Annotated in this window: 25 protein-coding genes; 18 read left to right on the top strand and 7 right to left on the bottom strand. The window is 43.1% G+C overall.

Annotated elements, in window-relative coordinates; genetic code table 11:
• Nucleotides 1-109: 109 nt before the first annotated feature.
• Nucleotides 110-508, top strand: a complete 399-nt coding sequence (locus GQA99_RS03550; RefSeq protein ID WP_160052477.1) for a hypothetical protein — start codon at nucleotides 110-112, stop codon at nucleotides 506-508.
• Between the two features lie 373 nt (nucleotides 509-881).
• Here the strand turns inward: GQA99_RS03550 and GQA99_RS03555 are convergent, their stop codons facing one another.
• Nucleotides 882-1748, bottom strand: a complete 867-nt coding sequence (locus tag GQA99_RS03555) for a PA4780 family RIO1-like protein kinase (protein ID WP_160052478.1) — start codon at nucleotides 1746-1748, stop codon at nucleotides 882-884.
• 223 nt (nucleotides 1749-1971) lie between these two features.
• On the opposite strand from GQA99_RS03555, the gene GQA99_RS03560 reads away from it, so the two are divergent.
• From GQA99_RS03560 to GQA99_RS03570, 3 genes are all read left to right on the top strand, one after another.
• A complete protein-coding gene (locus GQA99_RS03560) occupies nucleotides 1972-2247 on the top strand; it encodes a hypothetical protein (protein ID WP_160052479.1) in 276 nt (91 codons plus the stop codon).
• A 257-nt stretch (nucleotides 2248-2504) separates the two neighbouring features.
• Entirely contained in the window at nucleotides 2505-2711 is a 207-nt protein-coding gene (locus GQA99_RS03565; protein ID WP_229785824.1) for a YciI family protein, read from the top strand.
• Between the two features lie 149 nt (nucleotides 2712-2860).
• Nucleotides 2861-3160 carry a 2OG-Fe(II) oxygenase gene (locus GQA99_RS03570; RefSeq protein WP_160052552.1) on the top strand — a complete coding sequence of 100 codons (300 nt, stop codon included), beginning with the start codon at nucleotides 2861-2863 and terminating at the stop codon, nucleotides 3158-3160.
• 66 nt (nucleotides 3161-3226) lie between these two features.
• Here GQA99_RS03570 and yfaE read toward each other — a convergent pair whose 3' ends face one another.
• The 5 genes from yfaE to ubiG all read right to left on the bottom strand — a co-directional run bounded on the left by yfaE (nucleotide 3227) and on the right by ubiG (nucleotide 9101).
• Nucleotides 3227-3595, bottom strand: coding sequence for a class I ribonucleotide reductase maintenance protein YfaE (yfaE, locus tag GQA99_RS03575; RefSeq protein ID WP_160052480.1), 369 nt, complete (start codon nucleotides 3593-3595; stop codon nucleotides 3227-3229).
• The gene (gene nrdB / locus GQA99_RS03580) at nucleotides 3585-4715 is read right to left on the bottom strand and encodes a class Ia ribonucleoside-diphosphate reductase subunit beta (RefSeq protein ID WP_160052481.1); all 1131 of its coding nucleotides are present in this window, start codon (nucleotides 4713-4715) and stop codon (nucleotides 3585-3587) included. The genes yfaE and nrdB overlap by 11 nt, the downstream gene beginning before the upstream one ends.
• Nucleotides 4716-4784: 69 nt before the next feature.
• On the bottom strand, nucleotides 4785-7073 hold the full coding sequence (nrdA, locus tag GQA99_RS03585) for a class 1a ribonucleoside-diphosphate reductase subunit alpha (protein ID WP_160052482.1): 2289 nt from the start codon (nucleotides 7071-7073) through the stop codon (nucleotides 4785-4787).
• 545 nt (nucleotides 7074-7618) lie between these two features.
• The gene (locus tag GQA99_RS03590) at nucleotides 7619-8278 is read right to left on the bottom strand and encodes an HAD family hydrolase (protein ID WP_160052483.1); all 660 of its coding nucleotides are present in this window, start codon (nucleotides 8276-8278) and stop codon (nucleotides 7619-7621) included.
• A 100-nt stretch (nucleotides 8279-8378) separates the two neighbouring features.
• A complete protein-coding gene (gene ubiG / locus GQA99_RS03595; protein ID WP_160052484.1) occupies nucleotides 8379-9101 on the bottom strand; it encodes a bifunctional 2-polyprenyl-6-hydroxyphenol methylase/3-demethylubiquinol 3-O-methyltransferase UbiG in 723 nt (240 codons plus the stop codon).
• A gap of 387 nt (nucleotides 9102-9488) precedes the next feature.
• Between ubiG and gyrA the strand changes: the two genes are divergently transcribed.
• From gyrA to GQA99_RS20645, 6 genes are all read left to right on the top strand, one after another.
• On the top strand, nucleotides 9489-12215 hold the full coding sequence (gene gyrA / locus GQA99_RS03600) for a DNA gyrase subunit A (protein WP_160052485.1): 2727 nt from the start codon (nucleotides 9489-9491) through the stop codon (nucleotides 12213-12215).
• A 223-nt stretch (nucleotides 12216-12438) separates the two neighbouring features.
• On the top strand, nucleotides 12439-13530 hold the full coding sequence (serC, locus tag GQA99_RS03605) for a 3-phosphoserine/phosphohydroxythreonine transaminase (RefSeq protein ID WP_160052486.1): 1092 nt from the start codon (nucleotides 12439-12441) through the stop codon (nucleotides 13528-13530).
• Between the two features lie 207 nt (nucleotides 13531-13737).
• Complete coding sequence (locus tag GQA99_RS03610) at nucleotides 13738-15138, top strand: ferredoxin reductase family protein (RefSeq protein WP_160052487.1); 1401 nt, start codon at nucleotides 13738-13740, stop codon at nucleotides 15136-15138.
• A 9-nt stretch (nucleotides 15139-15147) separates the two neighbouring features.
• Nucleotides 15148-15363, top strand: coding sequence for a 4Fe-4S dicluster domain-containing protein (locus tag GQA99_RS03615; protein WP_160052488.1), 216 nt, complete (start codon nucleotides 15148-15150; stop codon nucleotides 15361-15363).
• Nucleotides 15363-16418, top strand: coding sequence for an FAD-binding protein (locus GQA99_RS20640; RefSeq protein ID WP_206194562.1), 1056 nt, complete (start codon nucleotides 15363-15365; stop codon nucleotides 16416-16418). The genes GQA99_RS03615 and GQA99_RS20640 overlap by 1 nt, the downstream gene beginning before the upstream one ends.
• Entirely contained in the window at nucleotides 16418-17146 is a 729-nt protein-coding gene (locus GQA99_RS20645; RefSeq protein ID WP_206194563.1) for an FAD-dependent oxidoreductase, read from the top strand. The genes GQA99_RS20640 and GQA99_RS20645 overlap by 1 nt, the downstream gene beginning before the upstream one ends.
• A 71-nt stretch (nucleotides 17147-17217) precedes the next feature.
• Here the strand turns inward: GQA99_RS20645 and GQA99_RS03630 are convergent, their stop codons facing one another.
• On the bottom strand, nucleotides 17218-18411 hold the full coding sequence (locus tag GQA99_RS03630) for an amino acid aminotransferase (RefSeq protein WP_160052490.1): 1194 nt from the start codon (nucleotides 18409-18411) through the stop codon (nucleotides 17218-17220).
• A gap of 425 nt (nucleotides 18412-18836) precedes the next feature.
• On the opposite strand from GQA99_RS03630, the gene aroA reads away from it, so the two are divergent.
• From aroA to GQA99_RS03670, 8 genes are all read left to right on the top strand, one after another.
• Nucleotides 18837-20117 (top strand): 3-phosphoshikimate 1-carboxyvinyltransferase, encoded by a 1281-nt coding sequence (gene aroA / locus GQA99_RS03635; protein WP_160052491.1) that lies wholly within the window; start codon nucleotides 18837-18839, stop codon nucleotides 20115-20117.
• Nucleotides 20118-20300: 183 nt separating this feature from the next.
• Nucleotides 20301-20990 (top strand): (d)CMP kinase, encoded by a 690-nt coding sequence (cmk, locus tag GQA99_RS03640; protein ID WP_160052492.1) that lies wholly within the window; start codon nucleotides 20301-20303, stop codon nucleotides 20988-20990.
• 116 nt (nucleotides 20991-21106) lie between these two features.
• Complete coding sequence (rpsA, locus tag GQA99_RS03645) at nucleotides 21107-22774, top strand: 30S ribosomal protein S1 (protein WP_160052493.1); 1668 nt, start codon at nucleotides 21107-21109, stop codon at nucleotides 22772-22774.
• 77 nt (nucleotides 22775-22851) lie between these two features.
• A complete protein-coding gene (ihfB, locus tag GQA99_RS03650; RefSeq protein WP_160052494.1) occupies nucleotides 22852-23139 on the top strand; it encodes an integration host factor subunit beta in 288 nt (95 codons plus the stop codon).
• A 121-nt stretch (nucleotides 23140-23260) separates the two neighbouring features.
• Nucleotides 23261-23557, top strand: coding sequence for a LapA family protein (locus tag GQA99_RS03655; protein ID WP_160052495.1), 297 nt, complete (start codon nucleotides 23261-23263; stop codon nucleotides 23555-23557).
• A 1-nt stretch (nucleotide 23558) separates the two neighbouring features.
• A complete protein-coding gene (gene lapB / locus GQA99_RS03660) occupies nucleotides 23559-24719 on the top strand; it encodes a lipopolysaccharide assembly protein LapB (protein WP_160052496.1) in 1161 nt (386 codons plus the stop codon).
• Between the two features lie 55 nt (nucleotides 24720-24774).
• Nucleotides 24775-25476: an orotidine-5'-phosphate decarboxylase gene (pyrF, locus tag GQA99_RS03665; protein WP_160052497.1), complete on the top strand. Its 702-nt coding sequence runs from the start codon at nucleotides 24775-24777 to the stop codon at nucleotides 25474-25476.
• A gap of 31 nt (nucleotides 25477-25507) precedes the next feature.
• Nucleotides 25508-26344, top strand: a complete 837-nt coding sequence (locus GQA99_RS03670) for an SDR family oxidoreductase (protein ID WP_160052498.1) — start codon at nucleotides 25508-25510, stop codon at nucleotides 26342-26344.
• Nucleotides 26345-26354: the final 10 nt, after the last annotated feature.

Below are 26354 nucleotides of genomic sequence, written 5' to 3' on the forward strand. Positions count from 1 at the left end.
CGACTCACTGCTCTAGTGAATTGTATAGTATAGTATAGGGAAAGAGCATGAAAATGCTGTCGTTTACATCAAACAGCCGGAATTCATTTTTGATAAATATTGTGTGGAATTGGAAAATAAACATGAGCTAACATCTAGAGTGTATACCTTAAATTCATATATATATGTTGGCAGGTCTATCAATGGAACTTGTACAGAATATATTCGTTATACACAAGAACATGATGGGAAGTCTTTGTATATTGATGCTAATGCTTTAGATTTTATTTTTTCGATAAAAGATGTATTTCAGAAAAATAAACTCAGGAGTAAATGCCTTAATAAGTCTGATGATTTTTATAAAAATATCAATATTTATGGTGTGAATATATATCCAAGTATTGTCGATGGTAAGCTAAAATATGAAATAAGCATAACTCAAACAGGCGATGATGTTTTGTTCACTATATACTTTGATTCAACAACTCATGCGGAAGAATGCGAAAGAGAAAGAGGCCGAAAGCCATAGCATTCCAAAGTTAATAAATCATCGGACATGGCCAGACAAAGGACAAACTATCGTTAGCTCAGAAAATACTTCTCCCTAATACAACTGTTCTTTTATACAGAGTGAGCAGTAATTTGTGGGGTTAGAATTTATATGGGCAACGTTATAAAAAATAAATTCTAGCCACTTTTGTCCATAAACGGGTTATGGAGCTTAACTCGGTTATGTCCAATAACAAGCTAGCCTTAGCCTCAAAATGCCAACATTCAACTCCAAACTTGAGATTGTTGAAGGTTTTTTATCAAAGAATACGTGAGCCTGTAAATAATAAGGCAACCAAGTGGTTGCCTTATTTGTGTTTGTTGATGGTGTTGTCATGCCTGGTTATAACGGCTTAATCATCATAATGATCATTATCTATCGCCTGTTGGCGCTCGCGTTTAAATTGTGCGTCTTCATAAGCAGCGTTGATTTCTTCAAGTACCGAGTCAATATCGGCAGCATTGGTGTCGTCTTCAAACAAGCCTGTAAGTGCGGTATCTGGCTCGAGTTCGCCTTGTTCGTAAAGGGCCCACATTTCTTTAGCGTATTTTGTTTGCAACAGTTCTGGGGCAAATTGGCCGTAATATTCGGTCATGTTATTCACATCACGATATAACATGGCTCTGGCATTGTTGTTAGCCGATGCATCGACAGCTTGTGGAAGGTCGATGATCACTGGGCCATGACTATCAACTAATACATTAAATTCAGATAAGTCACCGTGCACAATACCGGCACATAACATACGAACGATATAACCCATCATCGTGTGATGTTGCGACATGGCTTGCGCATGGGTTAAGTTCACGTCGTTTAAACGTGGAGCCACATCGCCATTGGCGTCGGTAATCAACTCCATCAATAATACGCCGTCAAAACAACCGTAAGGCACAGGAACGCGAATTTTTGCTGCTGCGCATTGATACAATGCATCAACCTCGGCATTTTGCCAGGCTTTCTCTTGTTCTTCGCGGCCGTATTTCGAGCCTTTTTCCATCGCACGACCACGACGGCTATTTTTCGTTTTGCGTCCTTCTTGATACTGCGCAGCTTTTTTAAAGCTGCGCTTGGTCGCTTCTTTATAGACTTTGGCGCAGCGAATAGCATCACCACACCGGATCATATAGACAGTGGCTTCTTTGCCACTCATCAGTTGGCTTATCACTTCATCAACGAGACCGTCGTCAACTAGTGGCTGTAATCGTATTGGGGTTTTCATAGCGCCCGTTATACCTTAGTTGCGACTATGATGATATATCTTGGCAGACTATTTTTATTTTGTTTTGACATCAGGTATTTTTTTGTACAGTTTATGTCATCAAAATAGTTTTTTTCCATATTTTGCTATCGCTTTACCTGCATTGATAAGCGGATCAATGTAGATGCAATCATTAACGACACATAACTACATCTCTTACTGAGATGTGAAAATAGGAATACCTATGAATGTTTATACCCGCACGTTAACCCATTGTTTACTCTTTTCAACGATGTTATCTGCTCCGTTAATGGCCCAGACTGAGATTAATCCAATATACGATCAAGCGCGGGCAGAAAAAGTAGGGGCGGATGAATATGGCATGAAACGTTATGTGATGGCGTTTTTAAGTCGAGGACCTAACCGAGAACGTCCCAAAGCAGAAGCTGATGAACTGCAACGGTTACACATGGCCAATATTGGACGTTTAGCCGAAGAGGGTAATACCATTGCGCATTAATAAGTGACCACTCAGAATGCGTCCAGCGGTTTTTGATTAAGGCGTCGCTATGCAGTAATGGTTGTTCCCTTTCAAATAGCGAGAACGCAGAGCAAAAGCCGCTGGGGCATTCCTTTCAGGCGAGTTTTAAAAGGGCTTACACTGCGTTGCATGACTTCGAAAGAGAATAATTATTCATTCAGTCATTCGCCTTGTTTAAGCCCTTTTAAATTCTCGCTGAGAGATCATTTACTAACGCGCAATGGTATGAATTAGTATTGGCGGGGCCTTTTTTAACTGATGGCGAACTCCGTGGTATTTATATTTTCGATGTAGAAACCATTGAACAGGCTCAACAATTAACTGCTACCGACCCTGCGATTAAAGCAGGCAGTTTGGTAATGGAATTAGTCCCCTGGTATGGCAGTGCTGCGTTAATGGAAGTCAATGCGATTCATAACACGCTGGCCAAAACGCTGATGTAATTGGCATAATAATGAGTCATAAGTTAATCGAATTGATTCTGGTTTAGCATCAAATAAAACCTAATAACATATGCATTATTGAATGGTCTTTTGGCGTTAACCTCTGAAGCATAACAGGTACAATATACTTTGTTTAGTTGATAGAGAACATTATGGCCAATGTAGTGAACAAAACGATATTCAGTAGTCGCGTATTTTCAATTAATTTAGTGACTTATCAAGAGAATCATCGAGTGATGGCACACGTTGATCCTGTGCAGCAAGGACGATACTACAAGTTCAATGTGGTGATTAAACAGCCTCAGATTGGGGGAGTGTTTACCTGTGAAAAATACATTATCAATCTGTTTAATCGCGTGTATCTGTTTCGCCCTGATCTTTATGAACATAGCGTGACTAAAATTCAGTCCGGTAAACGGGTCTTATTAAGTATTGCTGTGAATATTTGACGCAAGGCTACAACATCATCATATCAGTGTTGTGGAGGGGAGTTCGCCATTTAGTACTTAAGCTGATTAACCTTCGTGGGCGAGTTTTGTGAGTGCTGGTGCAGGACTATGATTGGTACTGTATTGACGTTTTGCGACGATTTCAACACCCTGGCAAGACAGCTTTAGGTTGAGGTCAGTTTCTGGCACACAACAGCAGGGGAGGCATTCATCAGCGTTAAGTTCTGCTAATGGCTGGGTAAGGTAACTGACTTCACCTGAAATCACTGTGGTTTTACAGGCGCCGCAAAAACCATTGCGGCACTCTGAAAATACCTTTACCTTTTTCGACTCAAGCGCTTCTAGTAAGCTTGAATGTTTGCCGTCAAACAAAATCACCGGCTGACCTTTCAAGCTTACGATAGGGGCTTTTTTGAAATACTTCTTATAAGTCAAAATCTAAAAACTCATCGCCATCGACAGAAGAATCAATTTGTCCTACAAGGTATGAAGACACTTCAACTTCTTGCGGGGCCACTTGCACTGCATCGCTTTCTAACCAGTTTTTCATCCATGGCAGTGGGTTTGACAACTCTTCGTATGGCTGTGGTAAATGCACCGACTTCATACGTTGGTTAGTAATAAACTCAACATACTGACATAAGATTTGTTCGTTTAAGCCGATCATTGAGCCGTCTTTAAACAAGTATTTAGCCCATTCTTTTTCTTGCTCAGCCGCTTTAACAAACAAGTCGTAGGCTTCTTGCTGGCACTCAATGGCAATTTCGGCCATTTCTGGGTCGTCTTTACCGCCTTGCATTAAGCTTAGAATGTGCTGCGTGCTGTTAAGATGTAAGGCTTCATCACGCGCGATTAAGCGAATAATTTTGGCGTTACCTTCCATTAAGCGGCGCTCTGCAAAAGCAAATGAACAGGCAAAGCTCACATAAAATCGAATAGCTTCTAATGCGTTGACTGACATCATGCACAGATACAATGACTTTTTAAGAATACGCAGGTTTACGGTAATTTTTTCACCGTTGATCTCATGCGTACCCGAACCGTGCAAGTTATGCACTTGCGTGAGTTTAATGAGGTCATCGTAATAACGAGCAATATCTCCGGCGCGTTTTAAAATATGATCATTTTCGACGATATCATCAAACACCACGGATGGGTTGTTAACGATATTACGAATAATGTGAGTGTACGAGCGTGAATGAATGGTTTCTGAGAACGACCAGGTTTCAATCCATGTCTCTAGCTCAGGCAATGACACTAACGGCAAAAATGCGACGTTAGGCGAGCGACCTTGAATAGAGTCAAGCAAGGTTTGATATTTAAGATTGGAAATAAAAATGTGTTTTTCGTGTTCAGGTAACCCACCAAAGTCGATTTTGTCACGGCTAACGTCAACTTCTTCTGGGCGCCAGAAAAACGATAATTGTTTTTCAATCAGCTTTTCGAAGACTTCGTATTTCTGTTGATCGTAGTGAGCCACGTTAACTGATTGGCCAAAAAACATCGGTTCTTTGGTGGAATCGTTTGGTGTTTGACAAAATGTTGAGTAAGCCATTATTTGGTGTCCTGAAAAACGCATTTCAAAAAGCGGGGAAGGTCCCCGCTCAATAATTCCATTAGATGATTAAATTTTGCAAGCACCGCCTGCGCAACCGTCATCTTCTTCCTCTACGGCAATCAAGTCGTCAAACTGATCTTTAGCGCCGTCACGGGTGTTATGATAATACAAAGTCTTAACCCCTAACTTGTACACACTTAACAAATCTTTAAGTAAGGTTTGCATGGGTACGCGTCCGCCTTCAAAACGGCTTGGGTCGTAGTTGGTGTTCGCTGAAATCGCCTGATCGACAAACTTCTGCATTAATCCAACAAGTTGGATGTAGCCATCGTTGTTTGGCATGTTCCATAACAATTCATACTTGTCTTTAAGTAGGTCAAAATCAGGTACGACTTGCTTTAACTGACCGTCTTTACTGGCTTTAACGCTGATGAGTCCGCGTGGAGGCTCAATACCGTTAGTCGCATTAGAAATTTGCGACGAGGTTTCAGACGGCATTAATGCCGATAACGTTGAGTTACGTAAACCGTATTGCTTAATGTCGCTACGTAATGTTTCCCAATCCATGTGTAATGGTTCGTCACAAATCTTATCGAGGTCACGCTTGTAGGTGTCGATAGGTAAAATACCTTTCGAATAAGTTGTCTCGTTAAATAACGGACATGCACCTTGCTCTTTCGCTAAGTTCATTGAGGCTTTCAGTAAGTAATACTGAATGGCTTCAAAGGTTTTATGGGTCAGGTTGTTTGCAGAACCGTCTGAGTATTTCTTGCCGTTCTTCGCTAAGTAGTTAGCAAAGTTAATCACGCCAATACCTAAAGTACGGCGGTTCATTGAGCTCGTTTGTGCTGCTTTGATTGGGTAATCTTGGTAATCCAATAAATTATCTAATGCACGAACAGCAAGATCGGCCAATGGCTCTAGTTCAGATAAATCTTTAATTGCACCTAGGTTAAGCGCTGACAACGTACACAGTGCGATTTCACCGTCTGGATCGTCGATGTTGTTCAGTGGCTTAGTTGGCAATGCAATTTCTAAGCACAAGTTAGATTGCTTAATTGGGGCAACTTTAGAATCAAATGGGCTGTGAGTATTACAGTGATCCACGTTTTGAATGTAGATACGGCCAGTAGATGCACGCTCTTGCATCATTAGTGAGAATAACTCAACCGCTTTAATTTGTTTTTTACGGACGTTGTCGTCTTGTTCATACTGAAGGTATAAACGTTCAAACTCGGCCTGATCTTCAAAGAAGGCGTCGTAAAGGCCAGGTACGTCTGATGGGCTGAATAAGCTGATGTATTCGCCTTTAATCAAACGTTGGTACATCAGTTTGTTTAACTGTACGCCGTAATCAAGGTGACGAACACGGTTGTCATCCACACCACGGTTGTTTTTAAGCACCAGTAGCGACTCAACTTCTAAATGCCATAGCGGGTAGAACAGGGTCGCTGCACCGCCACGAACGCCGCCTTGAGAACAAGACTTAACCGCAGTTTGGAAGTATTTATAAAAAGGTAAGCAACCGGTGTGGAATGCTTCACCGCCGCGGATCGGGCTACCTAACGCACGGATACGGCCAGCGTTAATACCAATACCAGCGCGTTGGCTGACGTATTTAACGATAGACGATGCGGTCGCGTTGATTGAATCTAAGCTGTCATCACATTCAATTAGTACACAAGAACTGAACTGACGTGTCGGTGTACGCACACCAGACATGATAGGTGTCGGCAATGAAATTTTGAACAGAGACGTCGCGTCATAAAAGTCTTTAATGTACTTAAGACGGATTTCTTTTGGGTAACGCGCAAATAAGCACGCTGCCACTAAAATATACAGGAACTGCGCACTTTCGTAGACTTCGTGAGTCACACGGTTTTGCACCAGGTATTTGCCTTCTAATTGCTTAACTGCAGCATAAGAGAAGTTCATGTCACGCCAGTGATCAATGTAGGTGTCTAACGTTTCGATTTCTTCACGAGTGTAATCGGCCAAAATATGCATATCATATTTGCCCATTTCCACTAAACGAGTCACATGGTCGTACAGCTTAGGTGGTTCGAACTGACCAAAGGCTTTTTTGCGTAAATGAAATACCGCCAGGCGAGCCGCTAAGAATTGATAATCTGGCGAATCTGGCGAGATTAAATCGGCTGCGGCTTTAATAATGGTTTCATGAATGGCTTCTGTTGGAATGCCGTCAAAAAACTGCAGATGAGATCGAAGTTCAACTTCCGATACTGAGACGTTTTTTAATCCCTTGGCTGCCCAAGTGATCACGCGGTGAATTTTATCTAAATCGATAGTTTCACGTTCGCCACTGCGTTTAGTGACTGTCATATTGCTATTCATTGAAGAGAGGCCTTGGTTCGATATCCGGTCATGTGATCACGTTCTGGATGCTGCGTTACTTTATTCGATCAGAACAAATCACAAAACAGTTCCATGTTAAAACAATCATCCTGAATGCACTTACGGCAATGTACATCTACAGTACGTTCAGTAAGCATCTACGTTTTTAATGCAAGCATTACGTAGTGTTTTGATTGTCACCCACACACAAGATATGGTGTTATTTATAAACTGAGATACAAGATAGTGAGGTTTGAGCTGATTTGCAAGCCACAATTACATTAACTTCTTGTGGATAAGTTGAGGATAAAGAGCAGGGTTAGTAACGGCTAACCCTAGAGCCCAAATTTATATAGTGTTTTTCATGGATGATGTTTTTTTGTGCGATAGATTAGAAATTTTTGATCGCTAAAATAAGCAGCGATCAAAAAATTAACACCAATTTTAGATTGATCTTTTGTCGCATTTGATGTGCAACTATATTGGTGACAACTCCTTGTGTAATCTTTTGTAATAACTGGGCGACACTTAAGCATCCATTGTGTTTAGGCAAAAAATTGTTTTAACGATGCGCCGTGTTCAAATTGCTGCTTGGATGGCCACAGATCAGGTGTATCTGTGGCAGATAAATATCCCCAAAGCGCAACGCCACCAAGCATATTGGCGTTGTGGGCGGCGATCAGATCGCGCTCAGCATCACCTAAATATAAAATGTGTTCTGGTGGCGTGGATATTTGCTGGGCGGCTAATAACATCGGGGCGGTGTGGGGTTTTGCATGACGCGTGCTGTCGCCGCTGATCATGGTTTTTAGCTGGTGAGTTAATCCCAGTTTTTCAACCAGTGGCCGAGCAAAACGGGCAGGCTTATTGGTGACCACACCGTAAGGAATACCTTGCTCATCTAATAATGTCAGTAGCTCAGCCAAGTTATCGAATAAACGACTGTGATCGCCATTAATTCGGCCATAATGTTGTAATAACTTTTGTTGAATATGTACTTGCAGTGCTTCATCGGCATTGGGTATGGCCGTTTTAACTAAAAACAAACTGCCGTGCGAAGCGGCATGGCGCATTTTATCCAGTGGCTGAGCACTAAAACCGGCATCATCTAAACTCAAATTCAATGCATGAACTAAATCAGGTGCGGTATCGGCTAATGTGCCATCAAGGTCAAATAATACCCCTTTAACATCGTGTTTATGCACTGTATAAATCCTTGTGTAGGCGTGGGCTCGGCGCGAGGAATAACTGCGGTGAGAGGCCGATAACGTGGCTGTTATCGGCTTTTAATGGTCGTAAGCCTGTTTAATCGATTTTCTGGGTGGCAACCATGTAGTTTACATCAACACTGTTAGTGTATTTAAATACGCCAGACAGGGGATTGTAGGTAATGCCCAAAGCATCTTTACATAATAAATCGGTATTATCGACCAGCGCCATTAACTCAGATGGACGAATAAATTTACTGTGGTCATGTGTGCCAATAGGCAACATTTTCAGTAAATATTCGGCGCCGATAATGGTTTGCAAGTAAGACATAATATTGCGGTTTATGGTAGAGAAAAACACAAAACCATTAGGTTTGACCATATCACAACAGGCTTGAATGACCGATTGTGGATCGGGGACATGCTCAAGCATTTCCATGCAAGTGACCACATCATAATATTCGCGGTGACTGTCGCGGTGATCTTCTGCGGTGGTTTTAAGATAATTAACGCTAATCCCGGCTTCTAATGCATGCAACTTTGCCACTTCTAAGGGCTCTGTACCCATGTCGATACCATCAACATTAGCGCCAATACGCGCCATGCTTTCAGATAAAATACCACCACCACAACCCACATCTAATACGTTTTTGCCAAATACACCGCCTGCGGTTTGATCGATATAATTTAATCGCAGCGGATTAAGTAAATGCAATGGCTTGAACTCGCCATTAAGATCCCACCAGGTTTGTGCCATGGCTTCAAATTTTGCGATCTCATGCGGATCAACATTGGCTGTTGATTGTTCAGCGTCTGACATAAGTTAACCTAACTGTCTAATAAAGTATGGGCGTTATTATAACGATAACCTTCACGAATAGTAGTCAACATTGTGCTTTTAAGACTTAGCTTTGCTTATAAAATCGCCGTTTAGAACCCGTGGGAACATTTTTTATAATATAAAGCGCTTAAAGCATCAGCAGTTTGGCTTTTATGTCGACAAAAATTGTTGGCATATTAGTGTGTAATTAAACTAAGCAAGCTGAAAATATTAGCTTTTTTATAATTTTTATACCCGAGTAGGCATTTGGCTGGTGTTTGCTCTGGCGACATTAAATATCTGTGTTAGAATGCCAAATCACGTTTTTAAGCTAGATAATAATATGGAAGATTTATTGTCAGCTAACTTTAGGGGAACGCGCAGTTTATGACTGATCTGGCATCATCTATTTCGCCAATTAATATCGAAGACGAACTTAAGAATTCTTACCTTGATTACGCCATGAGTGTAATTGTAGGTCGTGCATTACCTGACGTGCGTGACGGTTTAAAGCCCGTTCACCGTCGCGTATTGTTCGCAATGAGCGAATTAAAAAACGATTGGAACAAACCATATAAAAAATCCGCTCGTGTCGTTGGTGACGTAATTGGTAAATATCACCCACATGGTGATACCGCGGTATACGATACCATCGTCCGTATGGCGCAACCTTTCTCGCTTCGCTACACACTGGTCGACGGACAAGGAAACTTTGGTTCGGTTGACGGTGACTCGGCAGCGGCAATGCGTTATACCGAAATCCGTATGCAAAAGTTGGCGCATTCACTGCTTGCCGACCTTGAAAAAGAAACCGTCGACTTTGTTCCTAACTACGACGGCACTGAATTTATTCCTGCTGTATTGCCAACACGTGTACCTAACCTGTTAATCAATGGTTCATCAGGTATTGCTGTTGGTATGGCAACTAACATTCCGCCACATAACTTAACAGAAGTGGTTAAAGGCTGTTTAGCCTTAATCGATGAGCCAAGCTTATCGATTGAACAGTTAATGGAATACATTCCTGGCCCTGATTTCCCAACAGCGGCATCGATTAACGGCCGCAAAGGCATTATTGATGCGTATAAAACCGGTCGCGGCCGTGCTGTTATGCGTTCTAAAGCTGAAGTCGAGACCGAAGATAATGGCCGTGAACGTATTATTGTTCATGAAATTCCATATCAAGTTAACAAAGCTAAGCTGATTGAAAAAATCGCTGAGTTAGTGAAAGACAAAAAGATTGAAGGCATTAGCGGTTTACGCGATGAGTCTGATAAAGACGGCATGCGTATCGTGATTGAAATCAAACGCGGTGAAGTAGGCGAGGTTGTATTAAACAACCTATATGCCCAAACACAAATGCAGTGTTCTTTTGGTATTAACATGGTGGCATTGACCAACGGTCAGCCTAAATTGTTTAACCTTAAAGAAATGCTTGAGTGCTTTATTCTTCACCGTCGTGAAGTTGTTACCCGTCGTACGGTATTTGAACTGCGTAAAGCGCGCGAACGTGCTCATATTCTTGAAGCACTAGCGATTGCACTGGCTAACATCGACCCAATCATTGCATTAATTAAGGCTTCTCCAACACCTGCTGAAGCGAAAGTGAAGTTAATTGCACAAGGTTGGGAATTAGGCCATGTACAAGGCATGCTTGAAAAAGCAGGCGATGATGCCGCGCGCCCTGAATGGTTAGAGCCTGAATATGGTATCCGTGACGGCAAATACTATTTAACAGAACAACAAGCGCAAGCGATCCTTGAATTACGTTTACACCGTTTAACCGGTTTAGAACATGACAAGATTTTAGCTGAATACGAAGAGCTATTAGTGCTCATTGCGGGTCTATTATTGATCCTTCGTAGTCCAGAGCGCTTAATGGAAGTCATTAAAGAAGAGCTAGAAGAAATTCTAGAACAATATGGTGACGCCCGTCGTACAATTATTAACGCCAACGAAATTGACATGAGTCTTGAAGACTTAATCAATGAAGAAGACGTTGTCGTGACCTTGTCGCATTTAGGTTACGCCAAGTACCAGCCATTGTCTGACTACCAAGCACAGCGTCGTGGTGGTAAAGGTAAAGCCGCGACTAAAGTAAAAGACGAAGATTTCGTTGAAAAACTGCTGGTTGCTAATACTCACGATACCATTTTGTGTTTCTCTGACTTTGGTAAAATGTACTGGCTTAAAGTGTACCAGTTACCGCTTGCGAGCCGTACCGCTCGTGGTCGTCCAATTGTTAACTTGTTGCCATTGTCTGATGGTGAACGTATTACCGCTATTTTACCGGTACGCGAATACGCTGATGATAAGTACATCATCATGGCGACTGCAGACGGCACCGTGAAAAAAACCGCGTTAACTGCGTACAGCAATCCACGCGCAAACGGCATTATTGCCGTGAACTTAAAAGACGGCGACCAGTTAATTGGTGTTGATATTACTGAAGGTAGCGACGACATCATGTTGTTCTCTAACGAAGGTAAAGTGGTTCGCTTTAACGAAAAAGCACGTGATTCTGAAACCGGTGAAGTAAAGATTGATGCCGAAACAGGCGAAGAAATCATCGCATTACGTCCAATGGGCCGTACTGCAACGGGTGTTCGTGGTATTAAACTTGAAGACGGTCAAAAAGTGGTTTCACTGATTGTACCTAAAGGTGATGGCGCAATCTTAACGGTAACCGAAAACGGTTATGGTAAGCGTACTGAGCTAAGTGAATACCCAGCGAAGAGCCGTGGCACTAAAGGTGTTGTATCCATTAAAGTGAGTGAGCGTAATGGCTCAGTAGTGGGTGCCGTGCAAGTCGGTGATTTTGATGAAATCATGCTTATCAGTGACAAAGGCACCTTGGTGCGTACTCCTGCTGAAGGCGTTTCAATTATTGGCCGTAACACGCAAGGTGTGACCATTATCCGTACTGCAGATGACGAGAAAGTCGTCGGCTTACAACGTATTGAAGAAATTCAAACTGAAGAGCTGTTAGATGAAGAAGGCAACGTGATTGCACCTGCTGCTAGCATCGACGGTGAAGCAACAGATGTTGAGTCTGTTGACGCAGAAGTTGATACTGATTTACAAGATGATGTAGAGAGCGACGAACAGGACTAACCTGTACGATTATCTCAACACACTAATAACGAGCGCCTCAGGGCGCTCGTTTTATTTTGCGGAAAATTATTCATCAAAATAGGCAAATAAAGGCCTATTCAACAGCTCATAAAGTCCTTAGTATTAACGGCTATACATGATGATATCCATCATATGAATTATCTGAGTAGATCAGAGAGTTAATGTGATTGGTATGAATACAAATTGAGTCAAGGAGTTGTCTGTGAGCGCGATTTATAATTTCTGTGCGGGTCCTGCGATGTTACCTCAAGCTGTGATGCAAAAAGCACAACAGGAATTAATTGATTGGAATGGCCTTGGCGTTTCCGTTATGGAAATCAGTCATCGTAGTAAAGAGTTTATCGCCTTAACCGAGCAAGCAGAAGCCACCTTGCGGCAGTTAATGCACATTCCGACAAACTACCATGTGCTTTTTATGCACGGTGGTGGCCGCGCCCAGTTTTCAAATGTCGTTAACAACTTTTTAGGTGATAACGGTCGTGCCTTATATTTAGTCAGTGGCCAGTGGTCGTCTGCTGCGGTGACCGAAGCACATAAGTTGGTTGGTGAAAGCCAAATAGACAGCCTTAATATTGTTGAAAACGTCGACGGCTTAAATCAAGTGAACTTGCCAGATCTTAATGCGATCGATAAAGACTATCGTTATGTGCATTACTGCTCTAATGAAACGGTTGACGGTATTGAAATCTTTGAAGAGCTAGACAGCCCATGGCCAGTAGTTGCCGATCTGTCATCAACCATTATGTCCCATGACATTGATGTCAGCAAATATGGGCTTATTTATGCAGGTGCACAAAAGAACATTGGCCCATCGGGCTTATCGATTGTGATTGTACGTGATGACATGCTTAAGCTACCTTCATTGCCACAGTCATCAATCATGGATTATCGTATCGCGGTTGAGCATGGCTCAATGTTTAATACTCCGCCCACGTTTGCATGGTACCTCGCATCAGAAGTGTTTGCCTGGTTAGCGGCAAATGGCGGCGTGAGTGCAATGGCTGAAGTAAATCAGCAAAAAGCGGCATTACTGTATGATTGTATCGATTCAAATCCATTTTATAAAAATGGTGTTGCGCCGCACAATCGTTCACGCATGAACGTTACTTTCCAGTTGGTGAATGACGCTCTTGATGGCGAGTTTTTAAAACAAGCAGAGCAGGCGGGTTTAGTTGCGCTAAAAGGGCATCGTATTGTCGGCGGCATGCGCGCGAGTATTTATAACGCAATGCCATTAGCGGGTGTGCAAAAACTGGTCAACTTTATGAATCAATTTGCCACTCAGCACGCTTAACGTTTGCTGCCATTGTTAACGCCTCTGTTGAGGCGTTAAATCCCAAGAAGATCCTAAGTGGATCTTTTTTGTTATGTGTAGCGTAAATGTGGATGAGTCATCACTTATCTTTGCATAGCTTTACCCTTAAATACGGGGTTGTTAACCCCTTTTTAACCGCATAAGTTTTATAGTCTTTCCATGGCGCGACACTCATGGAGACAAATAATGACCACCCCAACAGCAACAAAATCGCCTATCCATAAGGCCAGTATTTACCCATTACAACTGCCTAAAACGACCAAGTTGGCAGTGGCTTATCTCTCTATCGTGATCGTGCCGGTTGTCATAGCACAGCTTTTAGGTATGCAAATTGAAGGTATTTACACCAGCATATTAAGTGCGGTTAACTTACTTGCCATGAGTGTGTTTTTTATGCAATTTCCGCTGGCGGGTCGCATCAAACAATTACCTTTGTTCGCCAATATTGACTGGGGGATCACCAGGCACAAACAGCTCGGGCAGTATGTAGGCCTATTCTTTTTCTTACATCCCATTTTGATTTTGCTGCCTAAAGCAATGATGTCATTTGACGACTTTAGTGTCAGCCTCATCAGCGCAATTACGTCACCCCATTTATTAACAGGGCTACTCGCCTGGGTAACGATGGCGGTGTGGGTGTTGATGTCGGTGTTTAAAGATAAGCTCAATATCAACTATGAAACTTGGCGTTTTCTGCATGTGATTGGTTTTAGCATTATCGCTACACTGGCAACATTGCATATCACCACAGTGGGCAGTCATGGCCAATATAATCAACAGTTTAATGTTACTTGGTGGCTGCTATATGCCGTGTCTATGACATTAATTGTTTATAACTATGGCATTAAACCGCGTTTAATTAAGCAACGTCCTTATGCCATTTCTCATGTTGAAAAAATCAATGAATCTGATTGGCAGGTTAACATTGCCCCGACCACCTCCAATACGCTGGCATATCAACCTGGGCAATTTGTGTGGCTCAATACCACGGGCAACCCTTACAGCTTTGAGCAACATCCATTTTCAATTGTGACAGGGGCTGAGCAAGGGCAATTAGGCTTTATTATCAGAGCACTTGGCGATTTTACCTCATCACTTGATCAACTAACTGCAGGTCAAACCGTGTTTGTTGATGGCCCCTACGGCTGCATGACGTTAGATCAAAGCCAGCTTGCAAGCGGTATTACCCTCATCGCCGGCGGAGCGGGGATTGCCCCCATGTTAAGTTTATTACGTCAGCTTGCTGCGCAACATGATCCACGGCCTATCTGGTTGCTCTATGCTAACCGCACCCAAGCGCGCATGGTATATGTTGATGAGTTAGTTGAGCTTGAAAAGACCATGATCGACTTTAAAGTACAGCTAATATGTGAACAGCTAAATGTGCATGATGACAGCTTACCGAGTTACCTCGTGCCAGGGCTGATTAATCAAACGCTTATCAATGCCACCATGACAACAGGTAAAGAGTCACAATGGACGTTTTACTTATGTGGGCCAAAAGGGATGATTGCTGCAACGACAACACATTTACACACGTTAGGCATTACTCAGCCGCAAATTCATTTTGAACAACTTGCATTTTAGGAGCGCAGCATGCCTATTAAACAAATTTCTGGATGTATTGGTTGTGAGGCTTGCGTTAAAAGCTGTCCAACCGATGTTATCCATATGAATAAAGAAACAAATAAAGCCGAAATACGTTATCCAGAAGACTGTCAAATCTGTCATTTATGCAGATTGTATTGTCCGGTAGGGGCGATTACCATCACGCCCGATAAAAGTATCCCTGTTAAGGTTTCGTGGAGGTAATGATGAACCCTAAAGCTAACTTATCGCGCCGTCAGTTTATTGGTATTGCTGGCGGTATTGCAGGGGCTGCTGCATTAGCCAATATTCCGTTTGATGCACCCGCGCAAGAAAATAAACCTAAAATAGACAGTAATGGTTTTGATATTGAAAATCGCCACCTTGACGTATTGATCATTGGCGGCGGCATGGCCGGTGTGTTTGCGGCGGTCAAAGCCCACGACGCAGGCGCTAATGTGTTGATGGTGTCTAAAGGTCGTGTTGGAAGCTCAGGGTTAACGCCTTTTGCCAAAGGTATTTTTAGTTACGATAAAGCCAATGCCAGCATGAGCATTGATGAATTTGTCGACACAGTGACCGAATCTGCAATACAAACCAACAACCCTGTGTTTACCAGACAACTTGCTGAACATTCGTATGCGCGAGTTCAAGAATTAAAGGATTGGGGATTTTTTGACTCGCCACTCTATAATCACAGTTTTATGAAGCCTCTCAGTGAGCGCAATATACCGATTGAAGAACGCATGATGATCACTCATCTGCTCAAACAAGATGGCCGTGTGGTCGGCGCGTCAGGATTCAGTTTGGATCTGCAAAAAATCGTTCATTACCATGCAAAAACAGTAGTGCTATGCACAGGATCTGGTGGGTTTAAACCCAATGGTTTTCCGGTATGCGACTTAACCCATGACGGTACCATCATGGCCTATAAAATTGGCGCTAAAGTCACCGGTAAAGAATGGAACGATGGCCATCCCGGCTCGGCTAAAAATTCTGGGTCAAGCTACGATAATTGGCATGGACAAATTGAAGAAAAGCCGTCGATTACCTCAGCGCAAATTAACCATCACTTGGGTGTAGATATGAATTATCAAGCATACACACAAGGTGCGCCCGTTATGATGATGCCACCAAGGCCTCAACGCCCAGGCGAGAAGCCTAAACAGCAAGCTGTAACTCAGCAAGCGGTCTTTCCTGCTGGGCCATTTGTGCCAGAAGCCTTTAAACAATCAGGGCCGCCACCAAAACCACCTGAAGAAGGTTTTTACGCTCTTTAGTGTCAAGTAAAGGCCATTCTGGCCCACCTGGTATGGGCGGCGAGCAAGTGGGCGGTTCAAGTGCTGGGATGGCAATACATAAATCAGAGGGGCTAGTGCCAATTAATGCCCAAGGTTTGTCGACGATTCCTGGTTTATATGCCGCAGGTGATGCCTTAGGGTCTTATATGTCGGGCGGTATTTATACTCAAATTGGTTCATCGTTGGCGGGCTCAGCGGTACAAGGGGCAATTGCAGGAGCTGCAGCGGCAAATGACAGTCTCGGTATGGCCAGCAAGTTGGATGTGTCTGAACAATATTTGGCATTGGTTAATCAACAAATTTTAGCACCATTAAAGCGTGAACGTGGATATAGCCCAGCATGGGTAACTCAAGTTTTGCAGGGAGTGATGATCCCAAACTTTGTACTTTACATCAAAAAAGAGCGCATGATGCAAGCCGCGTTAGCCTATGTTGAAGAGCTCAATGAGCACCATGTGCCTATGTTGATGGCAGATGATTTACATGCACTTCGCTTGGCGCACGAAACTGAAAATATGATCATCACCGCAGAGATGAAGCTCAAAGCATCCATTATGCGTAAAGAAAGTCGTTGCAGTCATTACCGTTTAGATTGTCCCGATATTGATTACGAAAACTGGCAAGCGTGGATAAACATCTCTCAAGATGAAAAAGGCAACATGGTATTAGAAAAGCAACCGTTTGATAGTTGGCCTAATTTTATTTAACAGCTTAATCAGACAAAATAAAGCCGACTTGAATAAGTCGGCTTTATTATTTGTGCCCTAACGATAGGAGCTTATTTGATTACTGCCGCGATTGATTTCGCCAAATAATCAACGTTTGCTTCGCTAATACCGGCAATGCTAATGCGGCTCGAACCGACCATATACACACTGTACTGCGCTTTTAAGGTTGCCACTTGTTCTGGGTTTACCCCTAAAAACGAGAACATGCCTTTTTGACGAGCGATAAAGCTAAAGTCACGCTCAACACCGTTAGCAATTAACTGATTTACCAGCATCTCACGATTGCCGTTAATGCGATCGCGCATAACGGTTAACTCTTCTAGCCATTGCTGTTTAAGGGCAGGGGTACCGAGAATGGTTTCAACGATGGCCGCACCATGTGCTGGCGGCATCGAGTAAATACAGCGGATCACATACAACAATACTGATTGCGCGATATCGGCCGTGGCGCTGTCTTTAGCTACAATGGTACAAGCACCGATACGCTCGCGGTAGAGGCCAAAGTTTTTAGAGCATGAGCTACATAAAATCATGCTTTCCACAGCCGCAGCCATTTGGCGCACGCCGTAAGCATCTTCGTCAACACCATCACCAAAGCCTTGATAAGCCATGTCTATTAGTGGTGTAAAACCTTGCTTCACCGTCACCTTAACCACTTCATCCCACTGCTCTTGGGTTAAATCCATGCCGCTTGGGTTATGGCAACAAGCGTGTAATAACACCACATCGTCTTTACCTATGGTGTTTAAGGTTGCCAACATTTGCTCAAACTTGAGGCTCTTGGTGTCGTAATCATAATATGGGTACGTCTTTACCGTAATACCCGCGGCTTCAAACAAACCAGTATGGTTGGCCCAGGTTGGGTCACTCACCCATAAAACGGCATTAGGATTACAACGCGCAATAAAGTCAGCCGCTACGCGCAATGCGCCGGTTCCGCCAGGAGTTGATACTGTACGCACCCGGTTGGCAATAAGTGCACTGTGACTGGCACCAAAGGCTAATTCAGCCATTAACTGGTTAAAGGGAGCAGAACCTGTTGGGCCGATATAGACCTTGGTGGTTTCGGTATCTAGACGAATTTTTTCAGCGGCTTTTACACAGTCTAAAATCGGAGTGTGACCCGCAGGATCTTTATAAACCCCAACGCCTAAATCAACTTTATTGGGATGGCTGTCTTCACGATATTGTGTCAAAAGACCCAAAATGGGATCAGACGGTAGGGCTTTTAGGGTATCAAACATGGATGGAACCTTGTATTTGCTATTTGTACTAAGCATAACGCGCTTTAAACATAGAGTTAAAGTCAAAATTGCCGCTTAAGATGATTAATTGCTCATTGAGATTTTTTCAATTGGAAAGTTAAATGAACGGACAAATAATACTGTCATATCGAGAGATTATCTGCTGTAATGGTGCTCCATTACATTGTTTGGTCGATATTAACGCGAAATCGTGGTCAATACTCGATGTTAACAGACATAAATAATTCATTTTATGCTTGATATCACTGTGGCGATCCGTATTTTATAAGCATCAATGCGTCGCTCGCACTGAATGGACACTGTAATGAATTTGTGCCACTTGATTTACGCTGTTTGGCAATAACTGAGTGATGTTTACCACCAAGATTAATCTGAGGTTAATCTGTAGCAAAAGAAGAAAGCGAATGAAGCAACTGCGTCTTAACCCAATTACCTGCATAAACGGCGAAATTAATATTCCTGGCTCTAAAAGTATTTCTAACCGTGCATTACTGTTAGCTACACTCGCTAAGGGCAGTACCACTCTCACCAATTTACTTGATTCAGATGACATCCGTTATATGTTGGCATCGCTCAAGCAACTGGGTATTCAGTACAGTTTAAGCGACGATAAAACGGTGTGTGTGGTTGAAGGCAACGGCGGGCCAATATCGTCTGACACCGCTCAAAATTTATTTTTAGGCAATGCAGGCACCGCAATGCGTCCTTTGTGTGCAGCGTTGACCTTAGGTCAGGGGGAATTCACCTTAACGGGCGAGCCGCGCATGGAAGAACGTCCTATTGGCGACTTAGTGGATGCGCTGCGTCAGTTAGGCGCCGATGTGACTTACCTTAAAAACGAAGGTTTTCCACCATTAACCATTAATGCTACCGGCCTTAATGGTGGTGATGTCGAAATAGCCGGGGATTTGTCGAGTCAGTTTTTAACCGCTTTATTGATGGTTGCGCCGCTCACCAAAGACAGCGTTAACATTAAAATCAAAGGCGAGTTAGTGTCTAAGCCTTATATCGACATTACTATCTCACTCATGAAACAGTTTGGTGTTGAAGTGATTAACCATCAATATCAGCGTTTTGAAATTAAAGCCGGTCAGCAGTATGTATCACCAGGTAAAGTGTTAGTTGAAGGCGACGCTTCATCGGCATCGTACTTTTTAGCGGCGGGCGCCATTCAAGGTGGTGAAGTTAAAGTCACTGGCGTTGGGCGTTTGAGTATTCAAGGTGATGTGAAGTTTGCCGATGCTTTAGCACAAATGGGCGCCGATATAGAGTGGGGCGATGATTACATTATTGCCCGTAAATCGCCGTTAACAGCCATCGAAATGGACATGAACCACATTCCTGATGCCGCCATGACCATTGCTACGGCAGCGCTATTTGCTAAAGGCACTACTAAACTGACTAATATTTACAATTGGCGCATTAAAGAAACTGACCGCTTAGCCGCAATGGCGACAGAGCTGCGTAAAGTGGGCGCAATTGTTGATGAAGGTCATGACTACATTACCATTACACCACCTGCTCAGTTAAACACTGCCGATATTGATACTTACAACGATCACCGTATGGCAATGTGTTTTTCAATGATGGCCTTCGCTGATTGTGGCATTACCATTAACGATCCAGATTGTACGTCTAAAACGTTCCCCGACTATTTTGCCCAGTTTAGTCGTTTAGCTAAATAAACTGATAACATCTGTTTACCTGTCGCCCTTTTGTGTTTCTTTACAATGCAAAAGGGCGATCTTGGTTTAAATAACTAAAAATTCATCAGTAATTAACATTTATTTGTTATACAATGCGCGCGCTCAATTTTGGCGAAACCCTTTTTTATTATCAGGGAAGATAGATTATTTTCGGAGGAAATTATGTCTGAACGGTCTCCAGTGATCACAGTTGATGGCCCTAGCGGTGCAGGGAAAGGGACAATCTGTCAATTATTGGCACAGCATTTAGGCTGGCACTTATTAGACAGTGGTGCAATTTATCGTGTGTTAGCGTTAGCCGCTATTCATCATGATGTAGAACTTGAAAACGAAGAAGCATTAACACTGCTGGCTGCCCACCTTGATGTGCAGTTTCTTACTGGCACAGAACAAGATGCCATTAAAGTGATTTTAGAAGGTGAAGACGTCACGACGACGATCCGCACCCAAGAATGCTCTAATGCCGCCTCTAAAGTGGCCGCATTACCTCGCGTACGTGAAGCATTATTACGTCGCCAACGTGCTTTTAGTGCCGCCCCTGGTTTAGTTGCTGATGGTCGCGATATGGGCACGGTTGTTTTCTCTAAAGCACCGGTAAAAATATTTTTAACTGCGTCCGCTGAAGAACGGGCGCAAAGACGCTATAATCAGTTGCAGGACAAGGGCTTCGATGTTAAAATCGATCGCCTTTTAGCTGAAATTATCGAGCGAGATGACCGTGATATTAATCGCGCCGCTTCGCCGTTAGTTCCTGCTGAAGACGCACTTGTTATTGATACAAGCGGTGTAGGCATTAATGACGTATTAAAGCAAGTGCTTGAATATGTTGAACAAAAAATTACTGTAGCCTAATCGAATTCCCGATTAACGCGCACAGTAGGTATTCGTGTTAAGGATGATACGAATAATATTACTAGACTCCACATCTAGGATGGATGGTGGTTTATTTAATGAAAGTAACCTAAAACATGACTGAATCTTTTGCTGATCTATTTGAACAATCCCTTCAAACTCTTGAGTTCCGTCCAGGTTCTATCGTTCGTGGTACAGTTGTTGCCATCGAAAACGGTATGGTACTTGTTGACGCAGGCCTTAAGTCTGAAAGCCCAATCTCTGCTGACGAATTCAAAAACGCTCAAGGCGTTCTAGAAATTCAAGTAGGCGATGAAGTTGACGTAGCGCTTGACTCTGTTGAAGATGGCTTTGGTGAGACTCAATTGTCTCGCGAAAAAGCTAAGCGTCATGAAGCTTGGATCGTTCTAGAAAAAGCGTACGAAGATGCTGAAACTGTAATCGGTATCATCAATGGTAAAGTTAAAGGTGGTTTCACTGTTGAATTAAACGGTATCCGTGCCTTCTTACCAGGTTCTCTAGTTGACGTGCGCCCAGTTCGCGACACCGCTCACTTAGAGTACAAAGAATTAGAATTCAAAGTTATCAAGCTTGACCAGAAGCGCAACAACGTTGTTGTTTCTCGTCGTGCAGTTATCGAATCTGAAAGCAGTGCAGAGCGTGATGCACTTCTTGAAAATCTACAAGAAGGCCAAGCAGTTAAAGGTATCGTTAAGAACCTTACTGACTACGGTGCATTCGTAGATTTAGGTGGCGTTGACGGTCTATTACATATCACTGATATGGCGTGGAAACGTGTTAAGCACCCATCTGAAATCGTTAATGTTGGTGACGAAATCAACGTTAAAGTTCTTAAGTATGACCGTGAGCGTACTCGCGTATCACTAGGTCTTAAGCAACTTGGCGAAGATCCATGGTTAGAAATCAGCAAGCGTTACCCAGAAAGCACTAAGCTTACTGGCCGCGTAACTAACCTTACTGACTACGGCTGCTTCGTAGAAATCGAAGAAGGCGTTGAAGGTTTAGTACACGTTTCTGAAATGGATTGGACTAACAAGAACATTCACCCATCTAAAGTTGTTAACTTAGGTGATGAAGTTGAAGTGTTAGTACTAGACATCGATGAAGAACGTCGTCGTATTTCTCTAGGCCTTAAACAGTGTAAAGTTAACCCATGGGATGACTTCGCTACTAAGTTTAACAAAGGCGACAAAGTATCTGGTAAGATCAAGTCAATCACTGACTTCGGTATCTTTATCGGTCTTGACGGTGGAATCGATGGTCTTGTTCACTTATCTGACATTTCTTGGAACGGTACTGGCGAAGACGCAGTTTCTGAATACAAGAAAGGCGACGAAATCCACGCAGTGGTTCTATCTGTAGACCCAGAGCGTGAGCGCATCAGCTTAGGTGTTAAGCAAACTGAAGATGATCCATTCAACGCATACTTAGCTGACAAGAAGAAAGGCACCGTAGTTAACGGTACTGTTTCTGCTGTTGACGCTAAAGGTGTTACAGTTGAATTAGCAGACACTGTTGAAGGTTACATCCGTGTAGCTGACATTTCTGCAGAGCGCATCGAAGATGCATCTACTGTATACTCAGTAGGTGACGCAATCGAAGCTAAGTTCATGGGTGTAGATCGTAAGAACCGTTCTATCAGCTTATCTATCAAAGCGAAAGATGAAGCTGAGCAGAAAGAAGCGATTGCTACTCTGAACAAGCAAGATGACGTTGTAATGAGCAGCGCGATGGCTGAAGCTTTCAAAGCGGCTCGTAAGTAATCGAAAATCGCCTGTTGTATGGGGACACCGTCCCCATTAGGCGACTGTGTTTGGCTTGATAATATGGGATAGCTAAGATGACAAAATCTGAACTGATCGAAAAACTCGCCACTAGGCAGTCGCAATTGTCGGCGAAAGAAGTGGAAAGTGCAATCAAAGAGATGTTGGAGCAAATGGCAACAACATTAGAAGGCGGTGATCGTATAGAAATCCGTGGCTTTGGTAGTTTTTCTCTTCACTATCGTGCACCTCGTACTGGTCGTAACCCAAAAACAGGCACATCTGTTGATTTGGAAGGCAAGTATGTACCGCACTTTAAGCCAGGCAAAGAACTGCGCGAACGTGTCGATGCTGTTAATGTTTGATTAACGCTTTAAAAAAAGCCTCCTTTTGGAGGCTTTTTTGTATCTAATCACAGTCAATGCTGGTCAGCTTAGTAAATTTCTTGGATAATCATTATATTGATGCGTATACATGGAGAATAGCGTGAGATCTTTTATTGTTATTGTACTAATTGGATTACTGTTTGTTTTAGCTTTACTATTTGGAGCTAAAAACGAACAAGTTGTAACGTTAAGTTACTTTATCGCCGAAGGTGAATATCGCTTACCTGTTGTGCTTGCTACGGTGTTTTTTAGCGGGTTTATTCTTAGCTGGGTATTTGCAAGTTACTACATCATTAAGCTTAAACTGGCATTACGTAAGAGTAATAAAGCGTTGAAAAAGTTTACTGCAGTCGATGCAATAAATATCGACGTCACCCCAAAGGATCAAGCTGTCTAGTATGCTAGAAATCTTGTTCTTGCTATTACCCATTGCTGCCGGATACGGTTGGTACATGGGGCGGCGCAGTATTCGCCATAGTGATAGCCAACAAAGTAAGAAATTAAGCCGAGACTATTTTACTGGGCTTAATTTTTTACTGTCAAATGAGTCAGATAAAGCTGTAGACTTATTTATCAGTATGCTTGATGTGGATGATGAAACCATTGATACACACTTATCATTAGGGTCATTGTTTCGTAAGCGCGGCGAAGTGGACCGCTCAATTCGCATTCATCAAAATTTGATTGCCCGTCCAAGTCTTACCAATGAACAGCGCGATATTGCGATGATGGAACTGGGTAAAGATTACATGGCGGCAGGTTTTTATGACCGTGCAGAAGAAATCTTTACTAATTTAGTCAACCAAGACGATCACAGCGAAGAAGCTGAAACACAGCTTATCTTGATTTACCAGGTGACCAAAGAATGGCAAAACGCCATTGATATTACTAAACGTCTTCCGCGCAAACGTCAACAAGCCCTTAAATGCACCACCGCCCATTTTTATTGCCAACTTGCCGATGAAGCCTGCAATGATGCAGATAAAATCAAAAAACTGCAGCAAGCCCTTAAACAAGACAGTCAATGCGGTCGCGCCTGGTTAACGCTTGCCAAAATTTACCTCGACGCAGGCCAATATGAATTATGTAAACAAGCAATATCGGAGTTAAAAGTTGCCGATATTGATTTGTTTGCCGATGTGGTCGCTATCGCTAAACAAGTGTACCGAGACACCCAAGATCCTGAAGGTTTTCACGAATTATTAGCTAAAGCGATTGCAGATGGTGCAGGTGCCAGCGTCGTCGTTGCGCTAGCCGAACATAAAATCAGTATTAATCAACATCAAAGCGCTGAAACCATGATGCTCGATAATCTATATCGCCATCCGACCATGAAAGGGTTTCAGCACTTAATGAAATTACACATTAAACAAGCAGAAGATGGCCAGGCAAAACAAAGTTTATCCATGCTTGAACAGCTTGTTGAACAACAAATTAAATTCCGTCCAAGTTATCGCTGTACTGCCTGTGGTTTTCCATCACACGGTTTATATTGGCATTGTCCGTCATGTAAACAGTGGGGCAGCATAAAACGCATTAAAGGCCTAGACGGTGAGTAACCCCGCACAAAACACTCTATAATAACTAACACAAGCTATTGCCGCTGGAGTCCAAATGACTGATAAACCCATTGTAGTTGCCCTCGACTATGACAATAAAGCCGATGCCCTGACTTTCATTGATAAACTCGACCCAACCATGTGTCGTTTAAAAATCGGCAAAGAAATGTTTACCTTATTTGGTCCACAATTAGTTAAAGATATTCACAGTCGTGATTTTGATTTATTCCTTGATTTAAAGTTTCATGATATTCCCAACACTGTAGCTAAAGCCGTCGCCGCAGCAGCAGATTTAGGTGTGTGGATGACCAACGTGCATGCCAGTGGTGGATTAGCCATGATGCAAGCGGCAAAAAATGCGTTAGTACCCTTTGGAAAAGACGCACCAATACTGATAGCCGTGACAGTATTAACGTCAATGTCAGATGAAGACTTAGCGTTGCTCGGCATTAATGTGCCCGCATTTGAGCATGTATTACGTCTCGCTAAACTCACTCATCAAGCAGGGCTTGATGGCGTGGTGTGCTCAGCTCAAGAAGCCAAATTACTTAAATCATCTTTCGGTCAAGATTTTACCTTAGTGACACCTGGTATTCGACCCGCAGGCAGTGATGCCGGCGATCAACACCGGGTCATGACACCGCCACAAGCGATTGCAGCGGGGTCTGATTATTTGGTGATTGGTCGTCCTATTACCCAGGCAGCAGATCCATTGGCTGCGCTGACGGCAATTCATCAATCTTTACAGCTGTCGTAACATTTACAACAACATCAATAAGGGAATGACTATGACTGCAATAGGGTCTGCAATAGGATTTGATTACACAGGTAAAAATGTAGTTGTCGTTGGCGGCACCTCAGGGATTAATCTGCAAGTTGCCATTGCGTTTGCCAAAGCTGGTGCCAATGTTGCGGTAGCGAGTCGCAGTATTGATAAAGTGAATGCTGCAGTAGAGCAACTTAAGCAAGCCAATCCCCAAGCGCAGCATATTGGTGTGAGTTTTGATGTGCGCGACAATGAAGCGTTAACCGTTGGTTTTAGCACTATCGCTGATGCATTTGAACAAATCGATGTGTTAGTCAGTGGCGCAGCTGGTAATTTCCCAGCCAGCGCAGCTAAACTGTCAACCAATGGGTTTAAATCGGTTATTGATATTGATTTAATTGGCAGTTTTCAGGTGTTAAAGCAAGCCTATCCTTTACTGGTGCGCCCTAATGCCAGTGTGATACAAATTTCTGCACCGCAGGCCTTTATTGCCATGCCACTGCAAGCGCATGTGTGTGCGGCCAAAGCTGGGGTTGATATGTTAACCCGCACCTTAGCGCTAGAGTGGGGCATTGAAGGCGTTCGTATTAACTCTATAGTGCCAGGCCCAATTGCCGACACCGAAGGCTTTAACCGATTAGCGCCCAGTGATGAATTACAACAACGCGTGGCTAATAGCGTGCCCTTAAAGCGTAACGGCAAAGGTCAAGACATTGCTAACGCAGCATTATTTCTAGCATCCGATATGGCATCGTACATTACCGGTGTGGTATTGCCCGTTGATGGCGGTTGGTCTTTAGGTGGCGCCAGTATCGCGATGACCGAATTAGGCGACATTGCCGCCAAACATGGCTTATAAACATTATTAT

This window comes from Shewanella litoralis (assembly GCF_009828585.1).
Classification (GTDB): Bacteria; Pseudomonadota; Gammaproteobacteria; order Enterobacterales; family Shewanellaceae; genus Shewanella; species Shewanella litoralis.

Bases quoted from the DNA above. Each gene is read 5' to 3' on its own strand.
- GQA99_RS03630 (WP_160052490.1), bottom strand. From the start codon at position 18,411: ATGTTTGATACCCTAAAAGCCCTACCGTCTGATCCCATTTTGGGTCTT.
- gyrA (WP_160052485.1), top strand. From the start codon at position 9,489: ATGACTGATCTGGCATCATCTATTTCGCCAATTAATATCGAAGACGAA.
- ubiG (WP_160052484.1), bottom strand. From the start codon at position 9,101: ATGTCAGACGCTGAACAATCAACAGCCAATGTTGATCCGCATGAGATC.
- nrdA (WP_160052482.1), bottom strand. From the start codon at position 7,073: ATGAATAGCAATATGACAGTCACTAAACGCAGTGGCGAACGTGAAACT.
- GQA99_RS03555 (WP_160052478.1), bottom strand. From the start codon at position 1,748: ATGAAAACCCCAATACGATTACAGCCACTAGTTGACGACGGTCTCGTT.
- GQA99_RS03670 (WP_160052498.1), top strand. From the start codon at position 25,508: ATGACTGCAATAGGGTCTGCAATAGGATTTGATTACACAGGTAAAAAT.
- cmk (WP_160052492.1), top strand. From the start codon at position 20,301: ATGTCTGAACGGTCTCCAGTGATCACAGTTGATGGCCCTAGCGGTGCA.
- rpsA (WP_160052493.1), top strand. From the start codon at position 21,107: ATGACTGAATCTTTTGCTGATCTATTTGAACAATCCCTTCAAACTCTT.
- nrdB (WP_160052481.1), bottom strand. From the start codon at position 4,715: ATGGCTTACTCAACATTTTGTCAAACACCAAACGATTCCACCAAAGAA.
- ihfB (WP_160052494.1), top strand. From the start codon at position 22,852: ATGACAAAATCTGAACTGATCGAAAAACTCGCCACTAGGCAGTCGCAA.
- aroA (WP_160052491.1), top strand. From the start codon at position 18,837: ATGAAGCAACTGCGTCTTAACCCAATTACCTGCATAAACGGCGAAATT.
- GQA99_RS03560 (WP_160052479.1), top strand. From the start codon at position 1,972: ATGAATGTTTATACCCGCACGTTAACCCATTGTTTACTCTTTTCAACG.
- GQA99_RS20640 (WP_206194562.1), top strand. From the start codon at position 15,363: ATGATGAACCCTAAAGCTAACTTATCGCGCCGTCAGTTTATTGGTATT.
- GQA99_RS03615 (WP_160052488.1), top strand. From the start codon at position 15,148: ATGCCTATTAAACAAATTTCTGGATGTATTGGTTGTGAGGCTTGCGTT.
- pyrF (WP_160052497.1), top strand. From the start codon at position 24,775: ATGACTGATAAACCCATTGTAGTTGCCCTCGACTATGACAATAAAGCC.
- lapB (WP_160052496.1), top strand. From the start codon at position 23,559: ATGCTAGAAATCTTGTTCTTGCTATTACCCATTGCTGCCGGATACGGT.
- GQA99_RS03610 (WP_160052487.1), top strand. From the start codon at position 13,738: ATGACCACCCCAACAGCAACAAAATCGCCTATCCATAAGGCCAGTATT.